At 68.2% G+C, this 11,710-nt stretch carries 13 protein-coding genes and 1 tRNA gene; 9 read left to right on the forward strand and 5 right to left on the reverse strand.

Going from position 1 to position 11,710, the window contains the following annotated elements:
- Nucleotides 1-219 carry a hypothetical protein gene (locus H9L17_RS01455; RefSeq protein WP_187570618.1) on the reverse strand — a complete coding sequence of 73 codons (219 nt, stop codon included), beginning with the start codon at nt 217-219 and terminating at the stop codon, nt 1-3.
- Nucleotides 220-376: 157 nt separating this feature from the next.
- Here H9L17_RS01455 and H9L17_RS01460 point away from each other — a divergent pair, with 157 nt between their 5' ends.
- Nucleotides 377-556: a helix-turn-helix domain-containing protein gene (locus tag H9L17_RS01460; protein WP_187570619.1), complete on the forward strand. Its 180-nt coding sequence runs from the start codon at nt 377-379 to the stop codon at nt 554-556.
- A 49-nt stretch (nt 557-605) separates the two neighbouring features.
- Here H9L17_RS01460 and dmeF read toward each other — a convergent pair whose 3' ends face one another.
- Entirely contained in the window at nt 606-1,574 is a 969-nt protein-coding gene (dmeF, locus tag H9L17_RS01465) for a CDF family Co(II)/Ni(II) efflux transporter DmeF (protein ID WP_187570620.1), read from the reverse strand.
- A gap of 50 nt (nt 1,575-1,624) precedes the next feature.
- Between dmeF and H9L17_RS01470 the strand changes: the two genes are divergently transcribed.
- Together H9L17_RS01470 and H9L17_RS01475 are read left to right on the forward strand one after the other, a co-directional pair.
- Nucleotides 1,625-1,897 carry a metal/formaldehyde-sensitive transcriptional repressor gene (locus H9L17_RS01470; protein WP_187570621.1) on the forward strand — a complete coding sequence of 91 codons (273 nt, stop codon included), beginning with the start codon at nt 1,625-1,627 and terminating at the stop codon, nt 1,895-1,897.
- A gap of 180 nt (nt 1,898-2,077) precedes the next feature.
- Nucleotides 2,078-2,167 (forward strand) — tRNA-Ser (locus H9L17_RS01475).
- Here the strand turns inward: H9L17_RS01475 and H9L17_RS01480 are convergent.
- Nucleotides 2,168-3,139, reverse strand: coding sequence for a LysR family transcriptional regulator (locus H9L17_RS01480; RefSeq protein WP_187570622.1), 972 nt, complete (start codon nt 3,137-3,139; stop codon nt 2,168-2,170).
- Nucleotides 3,140-3,255: 116 nt separating this feature from the next.
- Here H9L17_RS01480 and H9L17_RS01485 point away from each other — a divergent pair, with 116 nt between their 5' ends.
- Nucleotides 3,256-3,840 (forward strand): FMN-dependent NADH-azoreductase, encoded by a 585-nt coding sequence (locus tag H9L17_RS01485; RefSeq protein WP_187570623.1) that lies wholly within the window; start codon nt 3,256-3,258, stop codon nt 3,838-3,840.
- A 90-nt stretch (nt 3,841-3,930) separates the two neighbouring features.
- Here H9L17_RS01485 and serS read toward each other — a convergent pair whose 3' ends face one another.
- The gene (serS, locus tag H9L17_RS01490; protein WP_187570624.1) at nt 3,931-5,211 is read right to left on the reverse strand and encodes a serine--tRNA ligase; all 1,281 of its coding nucleotides are present in this window, start codon (nt 5,209-5,211) and stop codon (nt 3,931-3,933) included.
- Between the two features lie 89 nt (nt 5,212-5,300).
- On the opposite strand from serS, the gene H9L17_RS01495 reads away from it, so the two are divergent.
- On the forward strand, nt 5,301-5,945 hold the full coding sequence (locus H9L17_RS01495) for an energy transducer TonB (protein ID WP_187570625.1): 645 nt from the start codon (nt 5,301-5,303) through the stop codon (nt 5,943-5,945).
- Nucleotides 5,946-6,050: 105 nt separating this feature from the next.
- Here the strand turns inward: H9L17_RS01495 and H9L17_RS01500 are convergent, their stop codons facing one another.
- Nucleotides 6,051-7,442 carry a class II fumarate hydratase gene (locus H9L17_RS01500; protein ID WP_187570626.1) on the reverse strand — a complete coding sequence of 464 codons (1,392 nt, stop codon included), beginning with the start codon at nt 7,440-7,442 and terminating at the stop codon, nt 6,051-6,053.
- A 171-nt stretch (nt 7,443-7,613) separates the two neighbouring features.
- On the opposite strand from H9L17_RS01500, the gene purB reads away from it, so the two are divergent.
- Genes purB through H9L17_RS01520 form a run of 4 tightly spaced genes read left to right on the forward strand, consistent with a single transcriptional unit; the run spans nt 7,614 to nt 11,550 of the window.
- Nucleotides 7,614-8,978, forward strand: coding sequence for an adenylosuccinate lyase (gene purB / locus H9L17_RS01505; protein ID WP_187571811.1), 1,365 nt, complete (start codon nt 7,614-7,616; stop codon nt 8,976-8,978).
- A 3-nt stretch (nt 8,979-8,981) separates the two neighbouring features.
- On the forward strand, nt 8,982-9,869 hold the full coding sequence (gene bla, locus H9L17_RS01510) for a subclass B3 metallo-beta-lactamase (protein ID WP_187570627.1): 888 nt from the start codon (nt 8,982-8,984) through the stop codon (nt 9,867-9,869).
- Complete coding sequence (locus tag H9L17_RS01515) at nt 9,866-11,053, forward strand: cupin domain-containing protein (RefSeq protein WP_187570628.1); 1,188 nt, start codon at nt 9,866-9,868, stop codon at nt 11,051-11,053. The genes bla and H9L17_RS01515 overlap by 4 nt, the downstream gene beginning before the upstream one ends.
- A complete protein-coding gene (locus H9L17_RS01520; RefSeq protein WP_187570629.1) occupies nt 11,050-11,550 on the forward strand; it encodes a DUF7931 domain-containing protein in 501 nt (166 codons plus the stop codon). The genes H9L17_RS01515 and H9L17_RS01520 overlap by 4 nt, the downstream gene beginning before the upstream one ends.
- Nucleotides 11,551-11,710 lie beyond the last annotated feature (160 nt).

An 11,710-nucleotide genomic window follows, 5' to 3' on the forward strand; every position in this document is an offset into this window, starting at 1 on the left:
CTATTGGAAACCTGCGCCAAGAAACATCAGCGCGAACCCAGTCAACTGCAGGAAAAACGGATTCTTGGCAACGTCCCAGTGCAGGATCAGAAAAATCAGGGACACGGGCGGAATGAAGCATGCCAGCCCCCACAAGAAGCTGACCTTGAACGAAGCGATTAGGGTTCCGATTCCTCCGATGACGAACACGGCAAGCCCCAGATAGAACAACGCCCCCATTGCATTCCTCCAATCCCTGCCGCCTCTTGCCCCCGTGGCGGCAGACCCAAATAGTGTCTTAAACACCGGTGACACATATACCACACACCCTGACAGTTTGGGAGTGTCCAGAACACCTCCCCAACCGCAGAGTGCTCGCGTCTTGCTGGCGCTCAACATGAAGCGCCTGCGCGCCGAACGCGGCCTGTCGCAGGACGCGCTGGCGCTTGAAGCGGGGCTGGACAGGACGTTCATCGCGCACGTCGAACGACTGCGCCGGAACATTTCGCTCGACAACATCGAGAAGATCGCCGTGGCGCTGGATGTGCCCGTCCACGCATTGTTGACCTGCGACTGACCGCAGGAGCATTTCGTCATGCAAGGTGGGTGAACCGCATGCGGTTCCGCTAATACGCGCCCACCGGCACCATCTCCACCGTGACGTGCACCAATTCCTCGTGCACGCCGAGCGCGCGGCGGACCGCATCGGCATCCACACCGGCCGCGGCCACCACTTCCACCGCGCAGGCGAACTTGCCCCGCCCCACCTGCCAGACGTGCAGGTCGCTGATCTTCGCCGGGAGGGCGCCGCCCTCGATCGCCTCGCGCACTTCGGCCACCACCGGCAAGTCCATCTGCGCATCCAGCAGGATGCGTCCGCTGGAGCGCACCAGCCCCCAGGCCCAGGCCGACACCAGCGCCGCACCCACCAGTCCCATCGCCGGATCCAGCCAGGCGGCGCCGAAATACATCCCGCCCAGCAGGGCGACGATGGCCAATACGGATGTCGCAGCGTCCGCCAGTACGTGCAGGTAGGCGGAACGCAGGTTCAGATCATGTCCATGTCCATGGTCGTGGTCGTGGTCGTGGTCGTGGTCGTGGTCGTGGTCGTGGTCGTGGTCGTGGTGATCATGCGCGTGGTGGTCGCGCAACCACCACGCGCAGATCAGGTTCACCGCCAGCCCCACCACCGCGATGGCGATCGCCTGCCGGTAATGGATCGCACCCGGATGCAGCAGCCGCTCCACCGACTGCACCGCCATCAGCGCCGCTACGCCCAGCAGCAGAATGGCACTGGTGTAGCCGCCGAGAATCTCGATCTTCCACGTGCCGAAGGCGAAACGCCGGTCGTGGGCGTAGCGGCGCGCGCAGACGTAGGCGAACGCCGACAGGCCCAGCGCCAGCGCGTGCGAACTCATGTGCCAGCCGTCGGCCAGCACCGCCATCGAGTTGAACCACCAGCCGCCGGCGATCTCTACCACCATCATCGCCAGCGTCAGCCACATCGCCCGCCGCGTGTTGCGCTCGGCCAGCGGATTGCCGCGGTCGAACGCATGGGTGTGGCGCCGTGCGTCGGCGAGGGCTTCGAGGCTCATGGCGTCAACACTCTGGAAAAATACCCCCATAGGGTATATGGTCTTCCCCCATGGCGCACGTCATTCGGGACAAGAAGAAGCTGCTTGCGCGCGTGCGCCGGATCGCCGGCCAGGTGGCCGCGCTGGAAAAAGCGCTCGACGCGGAAACGGAATGCACCGACATCCTGGTGCAGGCCGCCGCCGCCAAGGGCGCGATGCACGCGCTGATGATGGAAGTGATGTCCGGCCATCTCGCCGAGCACGTGGCCGGTGAATCCGATGAAGCGAAACGGCAGGCGGAGGCCCGTAGGCTCATCGACCTACTGCGCGGCTACGCGCGCTGAGCATCGGCCGCGAAACCGGTTCGGCATGCGACAATGGCCGCCGCAGGAGCGCAGCTCAACGGCTCACGGCGCCGGTCTTGCTCGCTCAAGCGGGATGCCGAAGCGAAAGGCGGCGTACCCGCTGGCCGATGCGAGGCGCGGGATGCGCCGGCCAAGCGGCGCATGACAATCAGCAATTACGGAAGCGTGGCCGAGCGGTTTAAGGCACCGGTCTTGAAAACCGGCGATGGGTCAAACCATCCGTGAGTTCGAATCTCACCGCTTCCGCCACTACCCCTTCTTCTTCCCCGCCTGCGCCTTGCGCTTCAGGCATTCCGGATCGCTGCACTCCAGCCGCGCCGCTTCCAGCATCGGCGGCAGCTTCTGCGCCAAGAAGTCGATGAACACGCGCACCGCCGGTAGCATGCCGCGACGCGAGGCGAACACGGCATGGGCGATGCCCTGCGGCAGCCGCCACTGCGGCAGCACCACTTCCAGGTCGCCGCGGCGCACGGCGTCGGCGCAGATGGTTTCCGGCAGCAGGGTGATGCCGATGCCGCCTTCCGCCATGGCCTGCATCATCGGGAAGTCGAAGCCGGTCACGCGCGGCTGCAGTTCGATCCGGCGCACCTCGCCGTCCGGGCCGTGCAGTTCCCAGCGCTGGCGGGCGTCGTCCTCGTTGACGCTCAGGGTCACGTGGTCGGCCAGCTCCTCCGGCGTCCGCGGGCGGCCGGCGCGGTCCAGGTAGGCGGGGCTGGCGACCAGCAGTTCCTGGATCTGGCCGAAGCTGCGCATCACCAGGCTGCCGTCCTCGTCCAGCTTGCTGCGCACGCGGATGGCGACGTCGACGCCTTCGTTGATCACGTCGACCCGGCGATTGCTGACGATCAACTGCACGCGCACCTTCGGGTACAGCGCCATGAACTCCGGCAGCAGCTTCGGGAACTGGTGCTGCGCCATCGACACCGGCACGCTGACCCGCACGCTGCCGCGCGGTTCGGCGCTCAGGCGATCCACCGCCTCACGCGCGGCCTGCGCCTCGGCCAGCATCGACTGCGCGTGGCGATGCACGCTGGTGCCGACGTCGGTGACGGCGAAGCGGCGCGTCGAGCGCTGCAACAGGCGCACGCCCAGTTCGGTTTCCAGCGCGCTGATGCGCCGGCTTAGGCGCGACTTGGGAATGCCCAGCGCGCGCTCGGCGGCGGCGAATCCGCCGTGGTCCACCACCGCGGCGAAGTAGTAGAGGTCGTTGAGATCCTGCATCGCGATAATTCCGAATATGGAACGAACAGTGATATTCAAGCTTGTTTATTGCTGAAATGCAACGACCCATGATGTTCCCAACGCGGCGCTGGCCGCATCCGCACGGGAACACCGCCATGAACATCCTGCATCTCGACTCCAGCGTGCTCGGCCAGAACTCGGCCAGCCGCGCCCTGACCGCCGCCATCGTCGCCCGCCTGCTGCGCGATGCGCCGAGCGCCCAGGTAAAGCATCGCGACCTTGCCGGCGAGCATGCGCTTCCGCACCTCGACGGCGCCAGCCTGGCCAAGTCCGATCCCACCGAGGCCGCCCGCTCCGCGCGCGCCATGCAGGACTTCCTGGCCGCCGACGTGGTGGTGCTGGGCGCGCCCATGTACAACTTCGGCATTCCCAGCCAGCTCAAGGCGTGGATCGACCGCGTCGCGGTGGCCGGCAAGACCTTCCGCTACACCGCCGAGGGCCCACAGGGTCTGGCCGGCGGCAGGAAGGTGATCGTCGCGGCGACCTATGGCGGCCTGCATCCGGCCGAGAGCGGCCGCAACTTCGTCGAACCCTATCTGCGCCAGGTGCTCGGTTTCCTTGGCATCGACGACGTGGAATTCGTCAGCGCGGAAGGACTGAACATTTCGCCGGAGCTGCGCAGCCAGGCGCTGGAAGCCGCGCAGGCGCACATCGACCACGCGCTGCCGCTGGCGGCCTGACGGTTCCTTTCGCGTTCCCTCCCTCCCCTGCCGGAACGCGACGGGCCCGCATCGCGGGCCCGTTTTTTTACGCGACGATGAAGCTCGGCATCAACCGATGCGGGCGACCCCGCCCATGTACGGCTGCAAGGCATCCGGCACGTCGATGCTGCCGTCGGCGTTCTGGTAGTTCTCCATTACCGCGATCAGCGCGCGGCCCACCGCCACGCCGGAACCGTTGAGCGTATGCACCGGCTCGGGCTTGCCGGTGGCCGGGTTGCGCCAGCGCGCCTGCATGCGGCGGGCCTGGAAATCGCCGCAGTTGGAGCAGGAGGAAATCTCGCGGTAGGTGTCCTGCGAGGGCAGCCAGACTTCGAGGTCGTAGGTCTTGGTCGCGCCGAAGCCCATGTCGCCGCTGCACAGCAGCATGCGGCGGTACGGCAGGCCGAGCTTCTCCAGCACGACCTCGGCGCAGCGGGTCATGCGCTGGTGCTCGGCGTCGGACTCCTCGGGCTTGGCGACGCTGACCAGCTCCACCTTCTCGAACTGGTGCTGGCGGATCATGCCGCGCACGTCGCGGCCGCCGCTGCCGGCCTCGGAGCGGAAGCACATCGAATGCGCGGTCATGCGCAGCGGCAGCTTTTCCGCCTCCACGATCTCGTCGCGGACGATGTTGGTCAACGGCACTTCGCTGGTCGGGATCAGGTAGCGCTTGTGTTCGCCCAACTGGGTGGAGAACAGGTCTTCCTCGAACTTCGGCAGCTGGCCGGTGCCGCGCATCGACTCGGCGTTGACGATCACCGGCACGTTGGTTTCCTCGTAGCCGTGTTCGCCGGTGTGCAGGTCGAGCATGAACTGCGCCAGCGCGCGGTGCAGGCGGGCCAGCTGGCCGCGCAGCACGGTGAAGCGCGAGCCCGACAGCTTGGCCGCGGTTTCGCCGTCCAGCCAGCCGTTGCGCGTGCCGAGTTCGACGTGGTCCTTGACCTCGAAATCGAACGCGCGCGGGCTGCCCCAGCGGTGCTGCTCGACGTTGCCGGATTCGTCGCCGCCCAGCGGCACCGAGGCGTCGGGCAGGTTGGGAATGCCGAGGGCGATCGCGTCGATCTCGGCGCGGATGCGTTCCAGCTCGACTTCCGACGCTTTCAGTTCCTCGCCGAAGCCGGCCACTTCCGCCATCACCGCGGACACGTCCTCGCCCTTCGCCTTCAGCATGCCGATCTGCTTGCTGCGGGTGTTGCGCAGGTTCTGCAACTCCTGGGTGCGCACCTGGATCTGCTTGCGCGCGGACTCCAGCGCTTCCAGCCGGGCGACGTCGAGTTCGAAACCGCGGCTGGCGCGCAGGCGCTCGGCGAGGTCGGCGGGTTGGTTGCGCAGCAGGACGGGATCGAGCATGGGACCATCAGTGAGACGGGTGAACGCCCATTATCGCCGAGCGGGCGCCCGCTGGCAGGGCATCGCGCGGGCTGTGCAAGAATGCGGACATGTCCGCACCCGAACCGCAACGCCCGCAGCGTCCGCCGCTGCTGTCGCCCACCGTGCTGAAGCTGGCCGCACTGGCCTTTGCCGTCGGCCTGCTGCTGTTCCTGCTGGTCTGGCTCAAGTCCCGCCACGACTACGACTTCTACAAGGCCGACGGCACGCCGGCCGCGCCCGGCCAGGTCGATGCCCTGCCCGCGCCGCTACCGCCAGACCTGGCCGGCAACGCCAGCGGCCTGCGCGTGGTCGGCAAGGACAGCGCCAGCGACGTGGCCGCCGCGCCCACCGGCGACCAGCCGAGGCTTCTGGAAGCGCCCGTGCGCCCCGTCGCACCGCCGCCTCCGGCGTCGCAGCCCGCACCCACCGACAGCGACCGCGCCATTCCGCAGCCGCTCAATTCGCCCGCGCCGCGCTATCCGCAGGAAGCCCTGCGCATGGGCGCCGGCGGCACGGTCCGGGTGCGGGTGATGGTGGCGGCCGACGGCAGCGTGGACAGGCTCGAACTGGCGGAAGGCAGCGGCAACCGCTACCTCGACCGCGCCGCGCTGGAAGCCGTACGCCGCTGGCGCTTCCAGCCGGCCACGCGCGGCGGCCAGCCGACCGCCGCCGAGGTGGTGGTGCCGATCACGTTCAACCTGGGCGGGAACTGAGCGCAAACGCCGAGCGATCATCGCCCGGCGTCGCCTTGTTTTCGCCCGTCATTCCCGCCGTCGCGGGAATGACGGATTGCGCAGCTTGCCGATGGCCGGGCGCGCTCAGTCCTTGATGCCGCCCGTCGTCAGATCGGCCGGATCGAGCAGCGCGCGCAGGCGTTTCTCCGGCAGGCCGCTGTCTTCCAGCGCCACCTCCAGCACCGGCCGATTCTCGGCATAGGCGCGCTTGGCGATCTTCGCCGCCTTCTCGTAGCCGATCACCGGATTGAGTGCGGTGACCAGGATCGGATTGCGGTCCAGCGCATCGGCCACCACGTCCTTGCGGATGCGCAGCCCGGCGATGGCCTTGTCGGCCAGTTCGCGCATCGCGTTCGCCAGCAGGCCGTTGGCCTCGTCCAGGTTGCAGGCGATCAGCGGCAGCATCACGTTGAGCTGGAAGTTGCCGCTCTGCCCCGCCACCACCACCGCCTGGTGCAAACCGATGACCTGCGCGCAGACCATGCACAGCGCCTCGGGGATCACCGGATTGACCTTGCCGGGCATGATCGAGGAACCCGGCTGCAAGGCAGGCAGTTCGATCTCGCCGAGGCCCGCCAGTGGCCCGGAATTCATCCAGCGCAGGTCGTTGCCGATCTTCATCAGCGCCACCGCCAGCGCACTGAACTGGCCGGACAGCTCCACCAGATCGTCCTGCGCGGCCAGTCCTTCGAAGGTATTGGCGGCCTGCTCGAACTTCGCGCCGGTCGCCGCCGATAGCGCCTTCGCCACGCCCTTGCCGAACTTCGGATGCGCATTGATGCCGGTGCCGATCGCGGTGCCGCCGATGGGCAGCCGGCGCACGCGCTTCAGGCTGTCCTCGATGCGCGCCTGCGCCGATTCCAATTGCGCCGACCACGCGCCGAACTCCTGCGCGAAGGTCAGCGGCATCGCGTCCATCAGATGCGTGCGGCCGGTCTTGACCGTCTTGCCGATGGCCTTGGCGCGCTTGTCGATCGTCTTGCGCAGGTGCGCCAGCGCCGGCAGCAGCGTTTGCCTGGCTTCCAGCGCCGCCATTACTCGGATGCTGGTGGGAATGGTGTCGTTGCTGCTTTGGCCGAGGTTGACGTGGTCGTTGGGATGGATCGCCAGCTTCGAGGCTGCCGCCGCGACGTGGGCGATCACCTCGTTGGCGTTCATGTTGCTGGAGGTGCCGGAGCCGGTCTGATAGCGGTCGATCGGGAACTGGTCGGCGTGCGCGCCGCCGGCCACCGCGGTGGCGGCCTCCATGACGGCGTCGGCGCGGGCGCGATCCAGCAGGCCGAGGTGGCCGTTGACCACGGCGGCGGCGGCCTTGACCAGCGCCAGCGAGCGCACGAACGCCTCCGGCATCGGCCGCCCGGAGATGTGAAAGTTGTCCTTCGCGCGCTGGGTCTGCGCGCCCCACAGCGCATCGGCGGGCACCTGCAACTCGCCCATGCTGTCGTGTTCGATGCGGAAAGCGGTGCGTTTTGCCATGTCACAACTCCATTGGGTTGGGGCCGTCATTCCCGCGAAGGCGGGAATCCAGCTTTTGGCTTGCAAGGTATTCAAGAGCTGGATTCCCGCCTTCGCGGGAATGACGAGCAGAAAGCAAGCATAGCCCCGGCGCGGTTTAGAATTGCGGATTCTCCGCAGCGCCCCATGCCCATGTCCGACGCCCTCACCGCCCTGTCCCCGCTCGACGGCCGCTACGCCGGCAAGGTCGATCCGCTGCGCCCGATCTTCTCGGAATACGGCCTGATCCGCGCCCGCGTGAAGGTGGAAGTGGAATGGCTGCTGGCGCTGGCGGATGCCCCCGGCATTCCCGAGCTGGCTCCGTTCTCCGACGCCGCTGCCGCGCGCCTGCGCGCGTTGGCCGATGGGTTCTCGGTCGAGGATGCGGCGCGGGTCAAGGCCATCGAGGCCACCACCAACCACGACGTCAAGGCGGTCGAATACCTCATCAAGGAGCGCCTGAAGGACGACTCCGAGCTCGGCCCGGCGCTGGAATTCGTCCACTTCGCCTGCACCAGCGAGGACATCAACAACCTGTCCTACGCGCTGATGCTCAGCCAGGCGCGGCAGGAGGTGCTGCTGCCGAAGCTCGACGCACTGATCGAGAAGCTGCGCGCGATGGCGCACGAGCACGCGGCGCTGCCGATGCTCTCGCGCACCCACGGCCAGACCGCCTCGCCCACCACCGTCGGCAAGGAGCTGGCGAACGTGGTGGCGCGCCTGCAACGGCAAGGCGAAGTGCTGGCCGGGTTGCCGATGCCGGGCAAGATCAACGGTGCGGTCGGCAACTACAACGCCCACGTCGCCGCCTATCCGGATATCGACTGGCCGGCGTTCTCGAAGCATTTCGTCGAATCGCTGGGACTGGACTGGCAGCCCTATACCACCCAGATCGAACCGCACGACGGCGTGGCCGAGCTGTGCGACGCCAGCAAGCGCATCGACACCATCGCGATTGATTTGTGCCGCGACGTCTGGGGCTACATCTCGCAGGGCTATTTCAAGCAGGCGGTGAAGGCCGGCGAAGTGGGCAGCAGCACCATGCCGCACAAGGTCAACCCGATCGACTTCGAGAACGCGGAAGGCAACTTCGGCATCGCCAGCGCGCTGTTCGAGCACTTCGCGATCAAGCTGCCGATCAGCCGCTGGCAGCGCGACCTCACCGACTCCACCGTGCTGCGTGCGCTCGGCACCGCCTTCGGCCACATGCTGATCGGTTTCGACGCCCTGCAGCGCGGCCTGAACAAGCTGAGCGTGAACCCGGAGCGGCTGGCCGCCGACCTCGACGCCAGTTGGGAAGTGCTGGCCGAAGCCGTGCAGACGGTGATGCGCCGCCACGGCCTGCCGAACCCCTACGAACAGCTCAAGGCGCTGACGCGCGGCCACGGCATCACCGCCGAGTCGATGCGCGCCTTCGTCGAATCGCTGGAGCTGCCGGAGGATGCGAAGCAGCGGCTGCGCGAGCTGACGCCCGGCGGCTACATCGGGCTCGCGGACAGGCTGGCGAAGGACGTCTGAGCCATGCGGCTCGTTCTTGCCGTCATCGCCGCCGCGCTGCTGGCCGGCTCCGCCAACGCCCGGCAACCGCGAACGGCGCCGTCCACGCTCGCCCAGGCCTGCGAAGGCAGGAGCGGATGGAACGACCCGGCGCCGCCCGCGCACGTCTTCGGCAACGTCTATTACGTCGGCACCTGCGGCATCACCTCGCTGCTGGTGACGTCCGCGCAGGGTCACGTCCTGCTCGACGGCGCGGCCGGCAAGGCCGGCCCGCTGATCGCCCGGAACATCGAGGTGCTGGGTTTCAAATTGGGGGATGTGAAATACATCCTCAATTCGCACGAGCATGGCGACCATGCGGGAGGCATCGCGCACCTGCAGCGCGCCACCGGCGCGAGCGTGCTGGCACGCGAACCGGCGATCGCCACGCTCGAACGCGGCCATGGCGATCGCGGCGATCCGCAGTTCCTGCAGCTGCCGGATTTCCCGCCGGTCGCGCACATCCGCGCCATCGCCGACGGCGAAACCGTCAAACTCGGAGCGCTGGCACTGACTGCGCACGCCACGCCCGGCCATGCGCCCGGCGGCACCTCGTGGACGTGGCGAAGCTGCGAAGGCGCGCGATGCCTGGCGTTCGCCTACGCCGACAGCGTAAGCGCGATTTCCGACAAGCAATACCGCTATGCGGATCACTCCGACTACGTCGCCGCGTTCCGCAACAGCCTGGACACGATCGCCGCCCTGCCCTGCGACGTGCTGCTGACGCCGCATCCGAACGGCAGCAACCTGTTCGAGCGCATCGCCGGACGCGCGCCGCTGGTCGATGCCGATGCGTGCAGTCGATACGCCCAAACGGGCCGGGACGGCCTGGAAGCACGCCTGCATGCCGAACAGGACGGAACCGCTCCATGATCGAAGTCGATGCCACCTATGGTCCGCATCCGCTCGGCATGCCCCCGGCCGACTTCCTACGCGACTACTGGCAGAAAAAGCCCCTGCTGATCCGCAACGCCTTCCCCGGCTTCGTCTCGCCGGTCGAACCGGAAGACCTCGCCGGCCTGGCCTGCGAGGACGGCGTGCTGGCGCGGCTGATCGAACACGACAAGCCCAGCGACGCCTGGCGCGTGCGCCACGGGCCGTTCGCGGAGGACGATTTCCCCGGCCTGCCCGACCACGACTGGACGCTGCTGGTGCAGGACGTGGACAAGTGGGACGCCGACATCCGCGCCCTGCTCGCCCGCTTCGATTTCCTGCCGCGCTGGCGGATCGACGATGTGATGATCAGCTTCGCCGCCACCGGCGGATCGGTGGGCGCGCACGTCGACCAGTACGACGTGTTCCTGCTGCAGGCGCAGGGGCAGCGCCGCTGGCAGATCGACGCTTCGCCCAACCCGCCGCTCGGCTTCCGCGACGACGTCGAACTCAAGCTGCTGCGCGAATTTCACCCGACCCACGACTGGGTGCTGAATCCCGGCGACATGCTCTACCTGCCGCCCGGCGTGCCGCACCACGGCGTGGCCGAAAACGCGTGCCTGACCTTCTCGGTCGGCATGCGCGCGCCCGCCGCGGCGGAACTGCTGGGCGACTACGCCGACACGCTGGCCGCCGATGCGCCGGACGAACTGCGCTACGCCGATCCAGACCTGACGCTGCCGAACGACGCCGGCGAAATCGACGACGCGACCATGCAGCGCGTGGAAGCCGCCCTGCACCAGCTGCGGATGGACGATCCCGACCGCTTCGGCGACTGGTTCGGCGGCTTCATCACCACCTACCGCAGCGCGGTGCTGCCGGCGCCGGACGACAATCCGCCGTCGCGCGAAGCAATGGAGCGCGCGTTGGCCGAGGGCGCGGCGCTGCTGCGCCATCCGTGGTCGCGCATGGCGTGGCGGCGCCTCAGCCGCGCGGACGGTGGCGGGCATCTGTACGCCGGTGGCACCGCCCATCCGATGGCGATCGAAGACGCCCGCCGCCTGGCCGCCGCCGACGCCGTCGACGGCGCGCTGTACGCTGCGCTGGAACCGGCCGGCCGCGACGCCGTGAATGCCCTGCTGGCCGCCGGCCACTACCACCTGGCACGGGAGGACGAGGCATGAGCACGGACAACGACAGCGCGGGCCCGGTCCGCATCCTCGACCATCCCTCCGCCATCGACGCCACCGCCCGCATCGTGGCCGGCGCGCGCCGCCGGCTGTGGATCCGCAGCCTGGAGCTGGAAGCTTGGCTGTTCGATCACCCGGCGGTGCTGGACGCCCTGCGCGGCTTCGCCACCTCCGGCCGCGACGTGCAGGTGCTGGTCCTGCTGCACGACGCCGCCGCGCCGCAGACCGCGCGCCTGCGCCTGCTCGACCTCGCCCAGCGCCTGCCCAGCGTGTTCCAGTTCCGCGAGGTGGACGACCCGGCCTATCGCGAGAACCGCGCCGCGCTGGTCGCCAACGATGTCGGCGGTTATTACTTCCGCGCGCAGGGCGACGCGGTCGCGGGCAGCGCCAGTTTCGAGGCGCGCGCGCGGGCGCAGCAGCTGCAGCAGCGCTTCGAGGAAATCTGGGAGCGTTCCCGTCCGGTGACTGAATACCGGGCGCTGGGCATCTGAAAACGGCGCGAGCTTGACCTTGGTCGCATGCACCCCGGCGAGCCCTGCGGCTATAATTTCAATTCTTTGCTTGCGCCCATTCAGTTTTCGTCCCGCCCCGACCTGAAGCCAGCGCCGGAGCGGGCAGCCCCTTTCACCCCCACCGATAGGTTGCTTGCCA

Origin of the sequence: Thermomonas brevis (assembly GCF_014395425.1) — a bacterium.
Taxonomy (GTDB): domain Bacteria; phylum Pseudomonadota; class Gammaproteobacteria; order Xanthomonadales; family Xanthomonadaceae; genus Thermomonas; species Thermomonas brevis.

What these genes read in the sequence shown, in the direction of transcription:
- purB (WP_187571811.1), top strand. Translation starts at nt 7,614, where the DNA reads ATGTCCGACGCCCTCACCGCCCTGTCCCCGCTCGACGGCCGCTACGCC.
- H9L17_RS01470 (WP_187570621.1), top strand. Translation starts at nt 1,625, where the DNA reads ATGGCGCACGTCATTCGGGACAAGAAGAAGCTGCTTGCGCGCGTGCGC.
- H9L17_RS01455 (WP_187570618.1), bottom strand. Translation starts at nt 219, where the DNA reads ATGGGGGCGTTGTTCTATCTGGGGCTTGCCGTGTTCGTCATCGGAGGA.
- H9L17_RS01480 (WP_187570622.1), bottom strand. Translation starts at nt 3,139, where the DNA reads ATGCAGGATCTCAACGACCTCTACTACTTCGCCGCGGTGGTGGACCAC.
- H9L17_RS01495 (WP_187570625.1), top strand. Translation starts at nt 5,301, where the DNA reads ATGTCCGCACCCGAACCGCAACGCCCGCAGCGTCCGCCGCTGCTGTCG.
- dmeF (WP_187570620.1), bottom strand. Translation starts at nt 1,574, where the DNA reads ATGAGCCTCGAAGCCCTCGCCGACGCACGGCGCCACACCCATGCGTTC.
- H9L17_RS01500 (WP_187570626.1), bottom strand. Translation starts at nt 7,442, where the DNA reads ATGGCAAAACGCACCGCTTTCCGCATCGAACACGACAGCATGGGCGAG.
- bla (WP_187570627.1), top strand. Translation starts at nt 8,982, where the DNA reads ATGCGGCTCGTTCTTGCCGTCATCGCCGCCGCGCTGCTGGCCGGCTCC.
- H9L17_RS01485 (WP_187570623.1), top strand. Translation starts at nt 3,256, where the DNA reads ATGAACATCCTGCATCTCGACTCCAGCGTGCTCGGCCAGAACTCGGCC.
- serS (WP_187570624.1), bottom strand. Translation starts at nt 5,211, where the DNA reads ATGCTCGATCCCGTCCTGCTGCGCAACCAACCCGCCGACCTCGCCGAG.
- H9L17_RS01460 (WP_187570619.1), top strand. Translation starts at nt 377, where the DNA reads ATGAAGCGCCTGCGCGCCGAACGCGGCCTGTCGCAGGACGCGCTGGCG.
- H9L17_RS01515 (WP_187570628.1), top strand. Translation starts at nt 9,866, where the DNA reads ATGATCGAAGTCGATGCCACCTATGGTCCGCATCCGCTCGGCATGCCC.
- H9L17_RS01520 (WP_187570629.1), top strand. Translation starts at nt 11,050, where the DNA reads ATGAGCACGGACAACGACAGCGCGGGCCCGGTCCGCATCCTCGACCAT.